At 63.9% G+C, this 18,678-nt stretch carries 16 protein-coding genes and 1 riboswitch; of the genes, 7 read left to right on the forward strand and 9 right to left on the reverse strand.

Going from position 1 to position 18,678, the window contains the following annotated elements; all coding sequences use genetic code 11:
• Positions 1-6 precede the first annotated feature (6 nt).
• The 4 genes from P5W98_RS18035 to cobW all read right to left on the reverse strand — a co-directional run bounded on the left by P5W98_RS18035 (position 7) and on the right by cobW (position 6,710).
• The gene (locus tag P5W98_RS18035; RefSeq protein WP_421026671.1) at positions 7-507 is read right to left on the reverse strand and encodes a vWA domain-containing protein; all 501 of its coding nucleotides are present in this window, start codon (positions 505-507) and stop codon (positions 7-9) included.
• Positions 508-692: 185 nt separating this feature from the next.
• Positions 693-1,760, reverse strand: a complete 1,068-nt coding sequence (locus tag P5W98_RS18040) for an ATP-binding protein (protein ID WP_421027079.1) — start codon at positions 1,758-1,760, stop codon at positions 693-695.
• Positions 1,761-1,786: 26 nt separating this feature from the next.
• Positions 1,787-5,590, reverse strand: coding sequence for a cobaltochelatase subunit CobN (gene cobN, locus P5W98_RS18045; protein WP_421026670.1), 3,804 nt, complete (start codon positions 5,588-5,590; stop codon positions 1,787-1,789).
• Between the two features lie 22 nt (positions 5,591-5,612).
• The gene (gene cobW, locus P5W98_RS18050) at positions 5,613-6,710 is read right to left on the reverse strand and encodes a cobalamin biosynthesis protein CobW (protein ID WP_421026669.1); all 1,098 of its coding nucleotides are present in this window, start codon (positions 6,708-6,710) and stop codon (positions 5,613-5,615) included.
• Positions 6,711-6,834: 124 nt separating this feature from the next.
• Positions 6,835-7,116: riboswitch (cobalamin riboswitch) on the reverse strand.
• Between the two features lie 65 nt (positions 7,117-7,181).
• Between cobW and P5W98_RS18055 the strand changes: the two genes are divergently transcribed.
• The 3 genes from P5W98_RS18055 to P5W98_RS18065 are packed head-to-tail and all read left to right on the forward strand — an operon-like array spanning position 7,182 to position 9,719.
• Positions 7,182-7,820, forward strand: a complete 639-nt coding sequence (locus P5W98_RS18055; protein ID WP_421026668.1) for a cobalamin biosynthesis protein — start codon at positions 7,182-7,184, stop codon at positions 7,818-7,820.
• A complete protein-coding gene (gene cobO / locus P5W98_RS18060; RefSeq protein WP_421026667.1) occupies positions 7,807-8,409 on the forward strand; it encodes a cob(I)yrinic acid a,c-diamide adenosyltransferase in 603 nt (200 codons plus the stop codon). Before P5W98_RS18055 ends, cobO begins: the two co-directional genes overlap by 14 nt.
• 2 nt (positions 8,410-8,411) lie before the next feature.
• On the forward strand, positions 8,412-9,719 hold the full coding sequence (locus P5W98_RS18065; protein WP_421026666.1) for a cobyrinate a,c-diamide synthase: 1,308 nt from the start codon (positions 8,412-8,414) through the stop codon (positions 9,717-9,719).
• 108 nt (positions 9,720-9,827) lie between these two features.
• Here the strand turns inward: P5W98_RS18065 and P5W98_RS18070 are convergent, their stop codons facing one another.
• Genes P5W98_RS18070 through cbiB form a run of 3 tightly spaced genes read right to left on the reverse strand, consistent with a single transcriptional unit; the run spans position 9,828 to position 12,148 of the window.
• A complete protein-coding gene (locus P5W98_RS18070) occupies positions 9,828-10,079 on the reverse strand; it encodes a DUF1289 domain-containing protein (protein ID WP_421027078.1) in 252 nt (83 codons plus the stop codon).
• A complete protein-coding gene (gene cobD / locus P5W98_RS18075) occupies positions 10,079-11,146 on the reverse strand; it encodes a threonine-phosphate decarboxylase CobD (RefSeq protein ID WP_421026665.1) in 1,068 nt (355 codons plus the stop codon). The genes P5W98_RS18070 and cobD overlap by 1 nt, the downstream gene beginning before the upstream one ends.
• A 6-nt stretch (positions 11,147-11,152) precedes the next feature.
• Positions 11,153-12,148 carry an adenosylcobinamide-phosphate synthase CbiB gene (cbiB, locus tag P5W98_RS18080; RefSeq protein WP_421027077.1) on the reverse strand — a complete coding sequence of 332 codons (996 nt, stop codon included), beginning with the start codon at positions 12,146-12,148 and terminating at the stop codon, positions 11,153-11,155.
• Between the two features lie 175 nt (positions 12,149-12,323).
• Here cbiB and P5W98_RS18085 point away from each other — a divergent pair, with 175 nt between their 5' ends.
• The gene (locus tag P5W98_RS18085; protein ID WP_421026664.1) at positions 12,324-13,793 is read left to right on the forward strand and encodes a cobyric acid synthase; all 1,470 of its coding nucleotides are present in this window, start codon (positions 12,324-12,326) and stop codon (positions 13,791-13,793) included.
• A gap of 545 nt (positions 13,794-14,338) precedes the next feature.
• Complete coding sequence (locus P5W98_RS18090; RefSeq protein ID WP_421026663.1) at positions 14,339-14,758, forward strand: hypothetical protein; 420 nt, start codon at positions 14,339-14,341, stop codon at positions 14,756-14,758.
• Here P5W98_RS18090 and P5W98_RS18095 read toward each other — a convergent pair.
• Complete coding sequence (locus P5W98_RS18095; protein WP_421026662.1) at positions 14,755-15,486, reverse strand: hypothetical protein; 732 nt, start codon at positions 15,484-15,486, stop codon at positions 14,755-14,757. The genes P5W98_RS18090 and P5W98_RS18095 overlap by 4 nt on opposite strands.
• A gap of 265 nt (positions 15,487-15,751) precedes the next feature.
• Here P5W98_RS18095 and P5W98_RS18100 point away from each other — a divergent pair, with 265 nt between their 5' ends.
• Both P5W98_RS18100 and P5W98_RS18105 read left to right on the forward strand, forming a co-directional pair.
• Positions 15,752-16,324, forward strand: a complete 573-nt coding sequence (locus P5W98_RS18100; RefSeq protein WP_421026661.1) for a cytochrome b — start codon at positions 15,752-15,754, stop codon at positions 16,322-16,324.
• A 38-nt stretch (positions 16,325-16,362) separates the two neighbouring features.
• Complete coding sequence (locus tag P5W98_RS18105) at positions 16,363-16,614, forward strand: hypothetical protein (RefSeq protein ID WP_421026660.1); 252 nt, start codon at positions 16,363-16,365, stop codon at positions 16,612-16,614.
• On the opposite strand, the gene P5W98_RS18110 is transcribed toward P5W98_RS18105, so the two are convergent.
• Positions 16,606-18,672, reverse strand: a complete 2,067-nt coding sequence (locus tag P5W98_RS18110) for an ATP-binding protein (protein WP_434718535.1) — start codon at positions 18,670-18,672, stop codon at positions 16,606-16,608. The two genes, P5W98_RS18105 and P5W98_RS18110, sit on opposite strands and share 9 nt — an antisense overlap.
• Between the last annotated feature and the right edge of the window lie 6 nt (positions 18,673-18,678).

Consider the following 18,678-nt stretch of genomic DNA (forward strand, 5'->3'; position numbering starts at 1 on the left):
GCACACTCATGAAATGACCACCAGCTCCTCCGGCAGCAGGTAGTCCGCACCCCATGCGCGGGCGAGTTGCTCACCTCGCCCCGCCGCTTCCCGGGCGCAGTCGATCACTACCACCCGATCCGCAGCCAGCGGTCTGGCGGGCTGCTCCCGGCTGCGTCCGTCGCTCACTACCCACAACACCCGTTGCTGTGATGGCTTACGCCGCTTCGCACGCGCCAGCAGACCCGCGGCCGTCGCAACGCCGAGCGCAAACGGTGTGCCGCCGCCGCCGCCCAGCGGCTGTATCCAGCGCTCGTTCCACCAGCGCGGGACGGCTGGCCCGAACCGCACATCGGCGCGCCCTCCACCGAATGAAATCAGCGAGACCTCTTCGCGCTCGGCCGCAGCATGATCGAAGCACGCCACGAGCAGACCTTTGGCGCGTGCGAGACGCCCGCCACCGAGCATCGACGCCGAGCAGTCGAGCAGGAAGCAATGCAGCGTGCCATCCGCCGACTCGTGGCGCACGAAGCGCAGATGATCCGCACGCAGCGGCGAGCGCCCCTTGCGGGCGAGCGTCGCTGGCCATGCAATGCGCTGTCCGCGCGCGCCTGGCTCGCGTGGCGCTGCGCGAGGCGCGGCCTTGCGCGTGCCGGGTGTGCCAGCTATCCATCGGAACCCGCTGGGATCAGCGGCGGCGCCCTTCCGATGGATCAGCGTTTTTTTGTTGAAAGCGGGATGACGCCCTTGACGCGCGTGATGCCCGCCGGTTCGGGTGGCAGATAGCCCCAGTCCGCGTCGCCATCGCGGCGGGGTTCCGTCGCAGATGCGGCGTCCGTTCCGGCAGACTGCCCGCCTTCGCGGCCATCCCCACGCCGATCGTCGGACCGACCACCGGACCGACCACCGGAATCCGCCGAACGCATGTCAGGCGACGGTTCGCGCCGGCGGTGACACAGCACCAGTTCTGCAACGCGCTCGACATGAGCGCCGGTCACCACCGGCGCAGCCTCCAGCGCCGCCAGCGCCCGCGCGGCGCGCAGCATCACCAGATCGGCCCGCAGTCCATCAACGCGGGCTTCGATGCAGCGTGCGCTAACCGTCTCGTGCACTTCGTCGGCAAACGTCAGCCCCGACAACGCCGCGCGCGCCGCGCGAATCTGCTGCGCCAGCTGCTGCTGTGCCGTTGCCCAGGTTTGGCGAAACGCCTCGGGATCGAGATCGAACGCCATGCGCGTGCGAACGATCTGCTGCCTGAGCGGTGCATCGAAGCAGTTTTCGAGCTGCACCATCAAGCCGAAGCGATCCAGCAACTGCGGACGCAACTCGCCTTCTTCCGGATTCATCGTTCCGATCAGCACGAACCGCGCCGCATGACTGTGCGAGACCCCATCGCGCTCGACCACGTTGATGCCGCTCGCGGACGCATCGAGCACGACATCGACGAGCCCATCGGCCAGCAGGTTCACTTCATCGACGTAAAGCACGCCGTCATGGGCGCGCGCGAGCAGCCCTGGCGAAAACTTCAGCGCACCGCCTCGCAGCACCAGGTCGAGGTCGAGCGTGCCAACCAGGCGGTCTTCGCTCGCTCCCAACGGCAGCGTCACGAAGTGGCCGTCGGGAAGCAACTCCGCCAGCGAGCGTGCCGCGGTCGATTTCGCCGTGCCTCGCGGCCCGCTGATCAGTACACCACCGATCGACGGATCCACCGCGACCAGCAGCAGTGCTTCGCGCAACGCGTCCTGCCCAATCAGGGCAGTAAGCGGAAACGGCTGCGGCATCACCGCGGATATCGACTGCGTCTGACTCACTGTAGCTTCTCCTCGATCTGCTGCTCGGCGGCCAGCAGGTGTGCTTCGATCTTTGCGCGGTAGTCGCCCGGCTCCTGCCACAGGCCGCGCCCGATGGCTTCGAGCAGCCGCTCGCACACCGAGCGCAGCGCGTGAGGATTGTGCCGCTGCATGAATGCCCGCGTGTCGTCATCGTTGACGCAGGCATCGGTCACGAGCGCGTACTGGTGATCGGAAATCACGCGCGCCGTCGCGTCGTAACCGAACAGATAATCGACCGTCGCGGCAATTTCGGCAGCACCCTTGTAGCCGTGCCGTTTGATGCCGTCGAGCCATTTCGGATTGACTACGCGCGATCGGATCACGCGAGCGATCTCTTCGCTCAAGGGCCGCACACGGGGTGCATCCGGGTTGCTGTGATCGGCGTGGTAGATCTCGGGCTGCTGTCCGGAGAAATGCCGCACGGCCGCGGCCATGCCCCCCTGGAACTGGTAATAATCGTTCGAATCGAGAACGTCGTGCTCGCGGTTGTCCTGATTCTGCAGCACGACATCGACGCTTGCGAGCCGCGTCGCGAACGCCGCCGGCGCGTGCTCTCCCGCGCTGGTCTGCGCATACGCATAGCTGCCCCACTCGCGGTACGCGCGCGCCAGATCCGCGTCGGTCTGCCAGTCACCTTCGTCGATCATCTGTTGCAGCCCGGTGCCGTAAGCCCCCGGCTTCGAGCTGAACACCCGCCAACCCGCCCGGCGGCGCGCTTCCTGCTCGTCCAGCCCGCGAGCAACCCAGGCATCCCGCTCGCGCAACACGCGCGCACGGATCGGATTGACATCCTCCGGTTCGTCGTCGAGTTCGGCCACCGCCTGCACCGCGGCGTCGAACATGTGCATCACGTTTGCGAATGCATCGCGGAAGAATCCCGACACGCGCAGCATCACGTCAATACGCGGTCGGCCGAGCGCGCTCGAAGGCATGATCTCGAAGTCCGTCACGCGGTGGCTGCCCGGCGCCCACTTCGGGCGCACGCCGAGCAGCGCGAACGCCTGCGCGATGTCGTCGCCGCCGGTTCGCATCGTCGCCGTGCCCCACACCGACAAGCCGATCGCGCGCGGATAATCGCCGTGCTCCTGCAAATGGCGTTCGATCAGGTGTCCGGCCGATTTCACGCCGAGTACCCATGCTGCCTGCGTCGGAATCGCGCGTGTATCGACCGAATAGAAATTGCGTCCGGTAGGCAGCACGTCTGGCCGGCCGCGCGAGGGCGACCCGCTCGGCCCCGGTGGAACGAAGCGGCCTTCGAGGCCGCGTGTGAGGTGACGAAGCTCTTCATGGCCGCAGGCGTCGAGGCGCGGCAGGACATCTGCGAATGCGCGCTCCAGCACCGCCGACGCATGCGTGAACGCGTGTTGATTCAGCGCGAGATCAGACGCATCGCCGCCCATATCGTCAAGCAGCTTCGCCGCCAGCAATTCCAGGCGCTCGCGCGTATCGCCGTTATGCCGCCACGGCGCATCGCTGACCTGCGCCAGCAGCGCGGGGCGCGGCCCGGTCCACGGCGAGGACCCTTCGGCCGTCAGCGGATCGAATCGCTGGGCGATGCCCAGGTCTTTCGCAAGTGCATCGATCAGCCCGGCATTGCGGCCTTTTCCATCACCGATCGGTAAACGCATCAGCGCGAGCAGCGTGTCGCGTCGCTCGCGCCCGGCAGGCGAACGGCCGAACACGTGCAGGCCATCGCGAATCTGCGCTTCCTTCAATTCGCATAACCAGGCATCGACGCGCGTGAGCAACTCGTCTTCCTCGTCCTGTCCGCGCGGCTTCGAAAGACTCAGTTCTTCGTGCAGACGGTGCTTGACGATCGTATCGAGGATCGTGCCTCGAAGCAGCTTCGCACGACGCGCATCGACCATCAGCGCCTCGTAATATTCATCGACCTGCCGCTCCAGGTCCTGCAACGGGCCATAGGACTCGGCGCGCGTCAGTGGCGGCATCAGGTGATCGATGATGACGGCCTGCGCCCGCCGTTTCGCCTGGCTCCCCTCGCCCGGATCGTTGACGATGAACGGATAGAGGTGCGGCATCGGCCCGAGTGTCAGGTCGGGCCAGCAACTGTCGCTGAGTGCGACGCTCTTGCCAGGCAGCCATTCGAGGCTGCCGTGCTTGCCGACGTGCACGAGCGCATCGACACCGAAAACCTCGCGCAACCAGAAGTAGAACGCCAGGTAGGCATGCGGCGGAACGAGATCGGCGTCGTGGTAGCTCGCGTAGTCGCCCGCCACCCGCGAACGCGACGGCTGGATGCCGATGAACACGCGAGCGCAGCGCCAGCCGGCGATCATGAAGCGCCCCTGGCGAACCGTCGGGTCGTTTTCCGGCGGACCCCAGCGCGCGTTCAATGCGTCGCGTATTTCGACGGGCAGTGCCGCGAACGACCTCAGGTAATCGTCGAGCGGCAGGCTCTGCAATGCCGGACGCAGATCGCGCACCTCCGGATCGTTGGTCACGCCCTGCGTGAGGCGGGTCATCAGCGCCTCGCCGTCGTCGGGCAAGGCATCGACGCGATAACCCTGCTCACGCAGCGATCTCAAGATCCCGACGACCGAGGCAGGGGTGTCGAGCCCCACACCATTGCCGATGCGCCCCTCGCTGGCCGGGTAATTGGCCAGCACGAGGGCCAGTCGCTTTTCGTCGTTGCGCAGGCTGCGCAACCGGCACCAGCGCCGGCTCAGCTCCGCAACGAACGCGACACGCTCCATGTCCGGCTGGTAGCGCACCACGTCGACTTCGGTATGGGGGCAACGATACGCGAGCCCCTTGAAACTGATTGCCCGCGTAATGATGCGGCCGTCCACTTCGGGCAGCGCCACATGCATCGCGATATCGCGCGAATTGAGGCCTTGATTGTCCTTGACCCAATGGTCGCGATTCCCGCCGCTCAGGATGACCTGCAAAACCGGCGCGTCCACACCGAATACGGGCAACTGCTCCGGATCGTCTGGCGTCGATGCCGCGAAGGCCGTCGTGTTGAGCACCAGCCCGACGTCATGCTCGTCGCACAGCCGCGCAACGACATCGCGGCTCACGGCGTCCTTGAGCGAGGTGATCGCAATCGGCAGCGGATTCAGCGCGCGTGCTTCGAGCGCATCGATGAGCGCATCGAACACGGCCGTGTTCGCGGCCTGCAGATGCGCGCGATAAAAGAGGATCGCCACAACAGGCGCCGTGGCCTGCCAGCGGGCCTGCCAGTCGGCGGCCGTCGGCGTATCGCGTTCTGGATGGTAGAGCACGGCATTGGGCACCGGCATCGGCAAGGCCGGTTCGTCGCCCCAGTCGAGCGCATGCCAGGCAATCGCGCGCATGAAGGCTTCGGCGTTGGCCGGTCCGCCCTCGCGCAGGTATCGCCACAGGCGTGTGCAGAACTCGGGACTGGCCGTGCTCTGCGCGATCAGGTTCGGATCTTCCTGGAGGTCGCCCGAGAACATCACGAGCATCTGTCCGCGTTTTTCCGCGAGATCGACGACCCGCTCGATGCCGTAGGGCCAGTAAGCCTCGCCGCCGAGGTGATCGACCACCACGACGCGCGCATGTTGCAGCACGTCGTCGACGTAAAAATCGACCGAAGCAGGCTGGCGCAGCCAGGTGACGTTCGCGAGCCTCAGGCTCGGAAAATCCGGCCCGAGCCGCTCGACGACGCTCGCCAGCAGCGACAGCGTCGTATCGGCCGAGCTGAGCACGACGATGTCGGCCGGACGTTGATCGATGCGGATCACGCCCGCCGTGTCGTCGACGAAGCCGCCCGGGACCGTTCGCAACAGGTGCATGCGATGCCTGCCGTGAATGCGCTCAGGCCGGCGCGGTGACAGACTGCGCGCCGGGAGCGGCATCAAGCGCGGCATCGAGCGCGCGCTGAAGCACCGCTTGATCCAGATCCTCGCCGATCAGGACGAAGCGGCTCGTACGCGCTTCGTCATCGCGCCAGCGGCGATCGAAATAGCTGTCGAAGCGCGCGCCCACACCCTGGATCACGAGACGCATCGGTGCGCCCGGCAGCGCCGCGAAACCCTTCGCGCGATAGATCGTGTGGTGCTCGACCAACTGCCGCAACGCGGCGATTGCGGCATCGCGCGATGCAGGCGCGCCCGACACGACGACCGAGTCGAAATCGTCGTGATGGTGATCGGCATCGTGCGCCGAACCGTGATGATCGTGACGCTGATCGATCGTCTCCTCGGACGCCGAGTTCAGGCCGAGCAGCACCGGCAAATCGAGCCGGCCATTGTGGGCAGGGACGATCTTCACATGCGCGGGAATGTCTTCGCGGATCAACGCGGCCACGGCCGCCTGTTGCGCGCCATCGAGGAGATCGGTCTTGTTGAGCACGACGAGATCCGCCGCGCTCAACTGGTCCTCGAACAGCTCGTGCAGCGGCGATTCATGATCGAGATTCGGATCGGCCTTGCGCTGTTCGTCCACGGCCTCGGGATCTTCGGCGAACTGCCCGCTCGCGGCGGCCGGGCCGTCCACGACCGTGACCACCGCATCGACCGTGAAGCTGCTGCGGATCGACGGCCAGTTGAAAGCCTGCACGAGCGGTTTGGGCAATGCGAGCCCCGACGTCTCGATCAGCACATGGTCGATCTGGTCGCGTCGCTCGACGAGTGCTTCCATGACCGGGAAAAACTCTTCTTGCACGGTGCAGCACAGGCAGCCGTTCGCCAGCTCGTACAGCTGGCCTTCGGTTTGCTCGCCGGATTCATCGCAGCCGATCCCGCAGCCCTTGAGGATTTCGCCGTCGATCCCGAGCTCGCCGAATTCGTTGACGATCACGGCAACGCGCAGGCCGTTCGCGTTGGACAGGATGTGGCGCAGCAGCGTGGTCTTGCCGCTGCCGAGAAAGCCCGTGATGACGGTCACAGGAATCTTGCGCATGGAGGTGGACATGAAAGGTCTCGATGGCGGTGGTCGCGTGCAACATCACTCCCGTGCCGTTGCTGGCATGAGGCTTGAGGCGTGACGAAAACGCGTGATGAATGCGATGGTTCGGCAGCGCGCCGCCTACCCGCAGCGCGTGTCGTCTTCTCCGGCCGGTCTCCGGGCTGGCGAAAAGCCGCTTCACCTTCCCGCGCGACCTGTGGATGGACAGGCGTTGAGCGCAGTGGTTGCGCACATACGTGGCACGTATGTGTAGAAGTCGGCCGTGTATCGCTCTCGAGCGACACGTTCGCTTACCGTTGCGGGGGCAGCACAGGTGGGGTCGCCGCAGCGCATCGCTGCATCGAACCGCTGTTTCCCGTTTAACTGCGCACGTCGGAACGCGTGCGCGAGCACCAGATTAGCCGGGAGTGTAGGTGCCGCCTGCGCGCCAGTCAAGAAAGAGGCGAGCCTCGGGCCTTGCAGCGGGCGTGTGGTATCGTGAAAAAAGAGATCTTCGGCTATTTGCCTGTTGTCCAGGGACAGGCAACGTTTCATCCCCTTTCGTTTCATCCCCTTTCGACGCGCCTCCGAAATATGCATGCTCCTTCCGCCAGCCTCGGCTCGCCGGCGATTCTGGTGATCGGCAAAGTGGCGCCGCTGGCCCGCACCGATGCCCTGCCCCCTGCGGGGCGGCGACCGGGTCTGTTGACCATCGGCCTGGGCTTCCGGCGCGATGTCACTCCCGGCCAGATCGAGGCCGCCGTCAGGATGGCGCTTGGGATGCTGGAATCAGGCGACATGGCCGAAGTCATGTGCGTGGCCACACTGCAAGACAAAGTGCACGAGCCGGCCCTGCTGGCGTTCTGCGAGCAGCATCGGATGCCGCTGGTCGGCGTCCGGGCGGAGGAAATACGTGCCTGTCTCGACGAAAATCCGTCGCTCACGCGTTCGCCGGTTGCACGCGAGAAGCTCGGCGTCGCGGGTGTATGCGAGCCTTGTGCGCTGCTCGCTGCCCCCGGTGCCCGGCTGCTGCGCGGCAAGCTCGCGCTCGATGGCGTCACGGTTGCCATTGGCACGGTCAGCCCGATGCAGCCGGATCACACAGACAACAAACAAGGACATCATGAAGACCGATAGCGAATCCCATCTGCGCATGACCCAACGCCGTCGCGAAGGACACGAAAAGAAGCAGGCTGCCGCCACGCATGAAAAAGGCCTGCTGATCGTGCATACCGGCAATGGCAAAGGCAAGAGTACGGCGGCTTTCGGCATGGCCGTGCGAATGCTGGGCCACAACGAGCGTCTCGGTGTCGTGCAGTTCATCAAGGGCGCGTTGCATACGTCCGAGCGTGATTTTCTCGGCGCACATCCGATGTGCGATTTCGTCACGATGGGTGATGGCTATACATGGAACACGCAGAACCGCGAGGCCGACATGGCCACGGCCCGCAAAGGCTGGGATCAGGCCGTCGCAATGATCCAGAGCGACAACTACCGGATGGTGATCCTCGACGAACTCAACACTGTCCTCAAGTACGAATACCTGCCGCTCGATGAAGTGCTCGCTGTGCTGAGCGCGCGTGGCCCGGCGCAGCATGTCGTAGTCACCGGCCGCCACGCGCCCGATGCGCTCATCGAGGCAGCCGATCTCGTCACGGAAATGCGCCTCGTGAAGCATCCTTATAAGGAACAGGGCGTAAAGGCGCAGAAAGGTGTGGAGTTCTAACCATGCCGTCCTGTCCAGCGCTGTTCGTCAGCGCGCCCGCATCCGGCCAGGGAAAGACCACGATCACGGCAGGCCTTGCGCTGCTGCACCGCCAGCTCGGCCGGCGCGTGCGCGTCTTCAAGACGGGACCGGACTTCCTCGACCCGATGATACTGGAGCGTGCAAGCGGCGCCCCGGTCCAGTCGCTCGACCTCTGGATGGCAGGCGAAGACGGGTGCCGCCGGCTGCTGGCCGAGGCCGCTGCGCAGGCGGATCTCATCCTGATCGAAGGCGTGATGGGACTCTTCGACGGCACACCCAGCAGCGCCGATCTCGCAGCTAAATTCGGCGTGCCCGTCGTCGCCGTGATTTCGGCGAAGTCGATGGCACAGACGTTCGGCGCCATCGCATTCGGTCTTGCGCATTACCGCACGGATGTGGCGATATATGGCGTGCTGGCCAATCATGTCAGTTCGGTGCGTCACGCGCAGATGATCCAGGCGGGCATGCCCGGCGGGCTGCGCTGGCTCGGGCATCTCGCCCCATCCGCGCAGATGGCGCTGCCGGAACGGCATCTGGGGCTTCATCAGGCTGGCGAAATCGACCAGCTCGAATCGCGTATTGCCTTCACGGCCCAGGCACTCGCCGATACGGCGCTGGCCGAATTGCCCGCGGCTGTTTCGTTCGATGCAGCGCCGCACGATAGGCACCACGCGCAGCCGAGGCTGCTCGAAGGCACGCAGATCGCCATCGCTCGCGACGCAGCCTTCTCGTTCATCTATCCAGCGAACGTGAGCCTGCTGGAAAGCCTGGGCGCGCGCGTCGCGTTTTTCTCGCCGCTGGCAAACGAACCCGTCCCCAGTCATGCCGATGCGCTGTATCTGCCCGGCGGCTACCCCGAGCTTCATGCTGCCACGCTGGCCGGCAATGCAATAGCCGCCACCAGCATCCGTGACCATGCAGCTGCCGGCAAGCCTGTGGTTGCCGAATGCGGCGGCATGCTGTATCTGCTCGAAGAGCTGACCGATACCGAAAATCGCTCCACTCCGATGCTCGGGCTGTTGCAGGGACGCGCGGCAATGCAGAAACGGCTGGTCTCGCTCGGTATGATGGCGCTCGAAACGAAATTTGGCGTGCTAACGGGCCACACGTTCCACTATTCCAGCATGACGACTCCCCTGCAACCCGACCGCCACGCCACCCGCGCGCAGACCGGCGCGCCCGGCGAGCCGGTGTTCCGCTCGGGCACGATCGTCGCAAGCTATATGCATGGATACTGGCCGTCCAACCCCGCCCTCGCGGCAGCGCTTTTTTGCGGCAAATCCTTTTAAGGAAACCGAACGGATGGCGGTGCACCGTGGCCGATGGCCTGCGCGATCAGGAATACGTGGGCTAGCCACCCTCGCGGCAGGACTGCGCCTCGGCTGGGGCTCGATCTTCTATCCGGAAGTGATTCGCCAGCTGTCACGGATTCTCGTTGCAAGCTCATCGAGCAGCGCGAGCCGGTCCGGATCGCCCATCGTTTTCCATGCCCGGATTTCGGCCCTGTTGCGCAGACAGCCTTCGCAATAACCGCTCTGCTGATTCAACCGGCAAACGTCGATGCACGGGGAGCCGACCGGACGCTGCGTTTTCGCCTGTTCGATCTTCTGCGCGAGACTCACGTGCGGGGTTTGTTCGACGTTATCCATCACACCCCACCCGCATTCACTTCGCGGCTTACCGCGCGCAGCGCAGCATCGAGCCGCGCCCATCCTGATTCGTCCGCGGGCAGGCCGAAGCGCAGCCCCCGGACGACGTCGAACCGCCGTGTCCAGACGGCATGACGGGCCAATCCATCCTGCCACTGTGGCGCACGCTCATGGCGCACCCACGCGAAGAGCGGTGTGTGCTGCACCACGGGGAAAAATTCCCCGAGCAAGTCCGCCAGCCGCTCTCCCGCAGTCGCGAGACTGGCCCGCGTTTGCGTCTGCCAGTCCGTATCCAGCAACGCGGCGCGCGTCACGATACGCGCAGGCCCAGCTAGGCTCCACGGACCACGCAGGCTGCGCATAGCCCGAATGACGTCCTTATCCGCCAGCACGAAACCCACCCGCGCACCAGCCAGCCCGAAAAACTTGCCAATCGAGCGCAGCACGATCAGCCCGCCACGACCAGCGAACTTCGCCACGCTCAGTTGCGGCATCGACTCGACAAAAGCCTCGTCGATCACCAGCGTACCCCCACGCATCGCGAGCTCCTCATGCCAGGCCATGATGACGTCCGGCGTAAACCGCTCGGCTCCCGGGTTGTTGGGATTGACGATAACCAGATGCTTCAGATCCGCTGGCAGCGGCTTCCCCGGTTCCAGTACGAATGACGCTACGTCGCCGAGATCGGCAACTTCCCGCGTGACGAAACGATCGACGGGAAACCCCGCGCGCTCGCAGGCAGGCGCGTATTCCCCGTACGTGAGCAGCCCGATGCCGATCCGCCCTTTGGGAAGCACCGCCGGCAGCATCCGGATCGCTGACTGGGTGCCTGCCACGGCGAGCGCCTCCAGCGCACCATAATGCGCGGCAGCGATGACCTCCAGATCGTCATCGTCGTCGGGCAACCTGAGCCATGCCTGCGGATCGACGGGCGGCACGGGATAGCCGCAGGGATTGATGCCCGTCGAAAGGTCGAGCCAGTTTTCCCGGGCGATGCCATATCGGCGAGCAGCCTCGCCGAGATTGCCGCCGTGCGGCACTTGTGTTGCGTGATCGAGATTGAGCATTGGTCTTCAGAAAATTGCGGCGGCACCCGCCAGCACAGCCATGACCGCAAGCCACACCGCGATGGAGCGTTTGACGAGCGACAGCGCACGGCCGACATCGGCGGCGCCCGGTGCATGGCCGCATCCGAGTGCCGGCCGCGCTTCAAGCACGCCATGGTACCAGGCCGCCCCGCCGCACGCGACGTTGAGACTGCCCGCTCCGCTGGCCATCACTGGCCCGGCGTTGGGGCTGTCCCAAGCTGATGCCTGAGTCCGCCAGCATGCGATGGCCGACCTGGAATTGCCGCACAGCGCATACGTCAACGCCGTTAGACGGGCCGGCAGATAATTCGCGACGTCGTCGAGGCGTGCGGCAGCCCAACCGAAGTACCTGAAACGCGGCGTGCGGTATCCCCACATCGCATCGAGCGTGTTGATGAGGCGAAATGCGAGCGCCCCGGGACCACCGGCTACCGCGAACCAGAACAACGCACCAAAGATCGCATCGTTGCCGTTCTCCAGCGCGGATTCAATTGCAGCCCGTGCAACAGCCTGCTCGTCCGCAGCGGATAGATCGCGCGTCACGACCCGGGAGGTCAATGCGCGAGCATTCGCGAGATCGCCAGCACGCAGTGCCTGCCCGACCGGCGCAATGTGATCGATCAGGCTACGCGCGCCGAGCGCGAACCACAGTGCAGCGACGTGCAACGTCCATGAAAGCATCAAGGGCAACCGATGCGTCAGCACGACGAGGAGCGCGACCGGCGGAATCACCGCGAGCGTCCAGGCCCCCACTCCCGCCACACGGGCGAGCAGCGGGCGCACGGGCACGGGCGTGGCATGTGCATGCGCGTCGGACTTGTGCGCGGCCGCGCTGTGCGGATTGCAGGCATGGGCGATGCATGCAACCCACCGGCCAAAACCAACCAGTGGATGAAACCGGGAAGGCTCGCCGAATATTGCATCGAGAACGACCCCAGCGAAGCCCAGCATAAAGACGACCGATGCGCTGAGCCCGACGATCATCTGGCGCTCCTGCACACCGTCCAGCGACTTCGTTTCGATATGTTCACTTGCATTCCTGTTTTCCCGATTTCTCAGATATTCCACTGCGGGTGACATAATACGGCCCCGCCCCTGCGCCGTAATAGACTCAGCAATCCCGGCGCGGCGATTCCACACTGTTCAGGTAAGCGGCATGGCCAAAACGTTGATGATCCAGGGAACGAGTTCCGACTCCGGAAAGAGCACCCTCGTCGGGGCGCTCTGCAGGATTGCCACGCGTGAAGGCAAACGGGTCGCGCCGTTCAAGCCGCAGAACATGTCGCTCAACAGCGCAGTGACCATCGACGGCGGAGAAATCGGCCGCGCGCAGGCCTGGCAGGCGCTTGCCGCCGGCATCGCCCCCGAAGTCGACATGAACCCGGTCCTGCTCAAGCCGAACAGCGATACCGGTTCGCAAGTCATCGTGCAAGGTCATTCGCGCGGCAATCTCGATGCGCGAGCCTATCACCACTACAAGCCCATCGCCATGCAGGCAGTGCTCGAATCGTACGATCGCCTGAGCGCGAAAAGCGATCTCGTGCTGGTCGAAGGGGCCGGCAGCCCGGCCGAAGTCAACCTGCGTCAGGGCGATATCGCCAACATGGGGTTCGCCACCGCCGTCGGCTGTCCCGTCGTGCTGGTCGCGGACATCGATCGCGGCGGCGTGTTCGCGCAGATTCTCGGCACGCTGGCCTGCCTGCCCGAAAACGAACGCGCGCTTGTGAAAGGTATCGTCATCAACAAGTTTCGGGGCGATGTAGCACTGCTGAAACCCGGTATCGACTGGATCGAAGCACAAATGAACAAGCCCGTGTTCGGTGTGGTGCCGTTCGTCCCGGGTTTGTGGCTCGACGCCGAAGACATGCTGCCGAAACAGAGCCATAGAGATGGGGTGTCCGGCGAGGTGCTGCGCGTCGTCGTGCCGGCACTGCCGCGCATCAGCAACCACACTGACTTCGATCCGCTGCGTGCGCATCCGCAAGTCGATTTCCGCTTTGTTCGTGCGGGCGAGCCGCTCCCGGCGGCGGATCTCGTGATTTTGCCGGGCAGCAAGAGCGTCCAGCGCGATCTCGCCTGGCTGCGCGAATACGGTTGGGACACGCATCTGCGTCGTCACCTGCGCTACGGTGGCAAGCTGATCGGGGTCTGCGGCGGACTGCAGATGCTCGGGCGCGAATTGCACGATCCGCTCGGCATCGAAAGCCCGTTGACACGCACGGCGGGTCTTGGGCTGCTCGATTACGTCACGACGCTCGAACCGCACAAGCAGCTCATCAACACTGCCGGCACACTCCTCGTGGACGGATCAGCACCAGTACGCGGCTACGAGATTCATATGGGTGTCACCGAAGGCCCCGCCCTGTCCCGCCCCGGACTACGCCTTTCCAACGGCGACGCAACGCGCGACGACGGCGCGCTCTCAGAAGACGGCCAGATTCTGGCAACCTACCTGCACGGCTTGTTCGATTCGCCTGACGCCTGCACGGCGCTGCTTCGCTGGGCGGGGCTTGGCCATGTGGAGCGCATCGATCATGACGCGCGCAGGCTCACATCCATTGACCGGCTCGCCGATGCGGTCGCTGCGAGCGTCGATCTCGATGCCCTGTGGGGATGCCTCGTCTGAACGGAGCACCATGGCCACATTGCGCGCGATGCTTGAATTGCCCTTTCCAAGCAAGCGCCTGCCCCCGTTACGCGCATTGATGGCGGTGCCGCGCAGTTGACCCGGACGCCATAGGCATCCTCTTTATCGTCCCGGCAGGATTCCACATAGGCACTCAGTTTCGCTTCCGCGACGCGGGCGATGACCTTCATCGCGCACCTCGTCACAGCTTTTTTCAGTCCCGGTCGTATCCGGCCAACATGAAACGTCGGCAGCGATACGCCGCCAATGCGTAGCGCCATCGAAATGAATAACCGCCTGCCGTTCGCTGCCGCAAGCGCAATGCTGCCAATACAATCCGCGATTGAGGAAGGACGCCAGTGGCTTTCATGGCGCGGCCCAGCCACGCGCGCCGTTGCGCATGCCCAGCCAGGTTAGCTGTGCCCCGCGTTTCGCTTCAACGCTCTAGCGTTACCTGCGGTTACAGATTTGACAAAACATGGGAGCACTCTCGGAAGGCCCACGATTAGAATCCGCCGTTAATAGAGTGACTAAAGGAGTGACAGATGGAGCGCAAAATTGCAGGCCTCGTCGGTACATTGGCCGGCCTTGCCAGCCTTGGCAGCACCGGCGCACACGCAGCGGCCGATGCCAACGCAATGCCGCAGGAGCCTTTGTCGGTAACGTCCTATTCCGATCTGCTTCAACCGATTCCCAACGCCACCGAGATGCTGCATGCCCATAATGCGGAGCTGATGGAGCAGGCCCGCAATGCGCCAGCCAGAATGGAGCGTGTGCAGTGGTACCGGGACGAACGACGCTACCACCACCATCATCATCACCACCATCACCACCACCACCATCACCATCGCGGGTATTACGGGCCGGCCCCGGCGTATTACCCTCCGCCCGTCTACTATGCGCCGCCCTCGCCGCCTGCGGTCATCATGCAGCCGGGAATCGGCGTGCAGCTGTACGGCGATTAATCGTCTTCCGCGCGGTCCCTCGCGCGGGCGGCGCCAAGGATGCGGCGGTAGGTCCCGTCAAAGACCGTGTTGGTGGATGACGTCCACCTCGTGTCCTGTCCCAGCGTGTCGCGGCTGGCGTGAATCCGCCTCGATTGCATTTCCCGCTCTGCCGCTTCTTCCTCGCTCATGGCTTCGAGCGAGAGATCAGGCTCGGCCGGCACCACGCAGAGCTGCATGAAAGGCTCGCCGGGACGGAATACATGCACGACCCCTTGTGGCGGCGTCTTGAACACCACGAAGTTGATCATCGGCCACCAGGAAGTGCGCAGCAGCGCCGGCACGGCGAGCGGCACATCGTCCGCCTCGCTCAGGTAGAAGCGCGGATGCGTCTCGGTGCGCACCGCATAACCCTCGGGCACTTTCAGGTCGAGCAGAAGCTGGTAGGTGTAGTAGCCTTCACCGAAAGCGCGGAACGGTGGCCAGTTCTCGCCAGTATTCGGGTTCGGGCCAATATCACCCTCGAAAGCAGCTTTGCCATCCTGGCGGCTGACTCGAACCTCGTTATCGTGGGGGTAGAACAGTTCGATGCCGTACTGCGCCCCCTCCACGAACGGCAGGCAGTGCCAACCCTGTTCGCGGGAGCCATCCCGCCGTGGCTCCTTGCTGCCGCCCCAGCCGGGTACCTCCACACGGGTACGGCGGGGCGCAAGACGCGGTTGGTAGTAGCGGTATTTGACGTTGACCATGATGATGCTCAGGCAATTGGAAACAGAATATGAGGCAACGCAGCCTCGCACGTCGGAGTAATTTATCCGAACACCCCGCGCCAGTACCAGTATTTCATTCGCACTGGCTGCCGAAAACGTTCCGGCACCGGTGCGCCATCAGGCTCCGACCAGACCCCAATGAGAATTGGCGCATCGAGTTGCGAGTACGTAAATAGCCGCATGAGTCTGCGATAATGGAGATTGCCCATTACCGCTCTGCAGACCTGCAAGGGGGAGATGCATCATGACGAGAGAGCCTATCACTCGCTATGGTTCGATGGCCCAATTCCTTCACTGGTGCACGGCAATCCTTGTCCTCGTGGCGTTCTTCTATGGCCCCGGCGGCCCTGAACAGCGCGTCTACTCATCGGTGCACGAGTTCGACCGACAACTTCACGAGACTTTGGGATTGGGCGTCTTCGCACTGACACTCATCCGCTTGCTATGGAAGACGATCGACACGCGTCCCGAGACGCCCCCGATTTCCCGCTGGATGGTTGTAATAGCAACTATCGTTCAAGGGGTACTATATCTGCTTCTCCTGGCGCTTCCCTTAACCGCCATCACCGGCGCGTGGCTGGAGGGGCATCCACTGACGCTCGTCGCCGGGGCCCAGATTCAACCCTTGCTCGGCGCATCACATGAAGCGGGGGCGGTCTTTGCGTCGATCCACAAGTGGCTCGGCGACGCGATCATGTGGCTCGCGGGACTTCACGCTTGCGCGGCGCTTCTCCATCATCTCGTCCTTAAGGACAACGTCCTGACCACGATGCTTCCACGCTGGCTTCCGGTCGGACGAGCGAGAACTGGCCGATAAGTTTCGACTGCTTTAGGAAGGCCTATCTGGATCGCTATGTGGAGATGGGCAAGCCGAGCGGCAAACCAGCACTGGAGCGTCGGCGTGAAATCATTGAGGAGGTGTTGGAAGAAGCCTGTGATCCGACGGCATGTCGATTCTCGTTCGAGATGTTCGCGCTGGCTCACCACTCTGATATCACGCGCGACTCGTTCGCACGGAACGCCATCCACGAGCGTTCGATTCGGCACTTGAGTGACGCGCGTGGGGCAACCTGGCCGCTTCCCACGCTTCTCCTGCCACTACTTTAAAGCCACCCGCGCAAACCCGAGAGTAAGACCGAAAGCGTCGAGAATTGTCGCCGAAGTCCTGGCAATTCGCTTCGCCGTTACCCCGGAGGTCTCTCGCGTAGTGCGCTGGCGAAGCCAGCGCACTACCGTCCAAACCAATCCCCCGCCAAGCACCGTCAAGCAATCCTCCTCCGCTTCCGTTCGAACACCTTCATAGGGCGGAAGGATACGGCCAGCGACGAACGTAACCAGGTCATCAAAAAACGCAGACGTCGCCGCGTCGTTAAATACGGTCAGATAAAAAGATTGATGGGCACACATATGCTCAAGAATCAGAGCAGTTTCCATTTCCATTGATTCGACGAAGGCGACGTTCGGCGGGCTCAGCAGCGTGCCTTGCTCCTCGACGAATGTGAAAGCATTTTTGAGTCTCACCAACGCCGCCCGCTGAGCAGCCACTTGCAAATCGGGAAAGTGCTGATAGAACGTGGGGCGCGCGACGCCAGCGCGCTGCACCAACTGGGCAATGCTGCATTTGTTCAGCGGGGCCTCAAACGCGACGGCTTCCGCGAGCGCATCCATGAACTGGTCGATCTTGATCGGTTTGGTCAGATAGCGGAAAAAGCCGGCTTTCAGGCCCTTTTCGATATCGCGCGGCATGGCGTTCAAACTGAGCGCCACCACCGGCATTGCCTTTGTCATGGGGTTTCTGCGCAAGATACTCAGCGCTTCGATGCCGCTGATATCGGGCAGATTGATATCCATCACGATCACCTGCGGCAACGCCGTGCACGCCAGTTCCACGCCGCGCTGCCCCGTCACCGCACTGAGCATGCGCATGTCCGCGCATCGCGCAACCAGTTGCTCGACGAGTTTCAGATTGGCCGGATTGTCCTCGATATACAGTACGGTATGCGCTGGCGCCTCGGCTGCACCGTTGCCGGCCGCCGGCTCGCCTGCCGTGTCGGATCGGGCGGCGGCAAGCGTGGCGATTTCCGGTGCGCTAGCCGTATTGAGTTCGATCCAGAAGACACACCCGCACCCGACGGTACTTTCAACGCCGATGGCGCCCCCCATCAGCTCCGTTAGCCGCCGAGCCACCACAAGGCCTATGCCCGTGCCTTCCTCGGTGCCCGCCTCCTGTCCCAGACGATTGAATGGCTGGAAAAGCTGAGACAACTGTTGAGGCGACAAACCGGCGCCCGTGTCGCTGACACTCACGCGAACGCGCTCTGCGGCAGGCATGCTGCAACTCACCTCGACGGTGCCCTGCGGGCGGTTGTATTTGATGGCGTTCGAAAGCAGATTGATCACGATCTGCTTGAAGCGGGTGCGGTCGGCATGAACATGGCAGCCCGCATCCACATGCGGAAAGCTCACACGAATGCCCCGTTGTTGCGCCTGCGGCTCGATCATGGCCGCGCATTCCTGCAAAGCCTCGCTCAACAATACGGGTTCGGGCGAAATGGACACCTGCCCCGATTCGATCTTCGCCAGATCGAGCACTTCGTTGATCAGCTCGAGCAGGTGCCATCCTGCGCGCAGAATCTGGTCGACGCTCGCCCGCTGGGACGGCGTAGGCGGCGGCGACTCGGAGGCCATGAGCTGCGCGAAGCCCAGTATCGCGTTGAGAGGGCTGCGCAGCTCATGGCTCATGCTGGAGAGGAAGTCCGATTTTGCGCGGTTGGCGCGGTCGGCCGCGGCCAGCGCCTGCTTCTGGTCTTCGATATCCGTGACGGTCCCCACCCACTTGACGACCCGCCCCTGCGCATCTTTCACCGGCGATATGCGATCGAGATGCCATCGCCAGGCGCCATCGGCGGAGCTTTTTATGCGCACCTCCATTTGATATTCGACGCCCCTCGACAGCGCCTGCTTCCAGTTCTCAACCGCGGATTGCATATCGTCCGGGTGCAGGATCTCGGTCCAGCTCCATCCCTCCAGTTGCGAAGCCGCCAAACCTGAATACGTTTCGAGCCGCTGGCTGATGAAATCGACCGAGCCGTCCGGGTCGGCGGTCCATACGACGTGAGGAATCGCGTCCGCGAGCGACCTGAAACGTCGCTCGGCTTCGTCGATCTCGGC

Origin of the sequence: Paraburkholderia sp. A1BS-2L (genome assembly GCF_051125205.1) — a bacterium.
Lineage (GTDB): Bacteria > Pseudomonadota > Gammaproteobacteria > Burkholderiales > Burkholderiaceae > Paraburkholderia.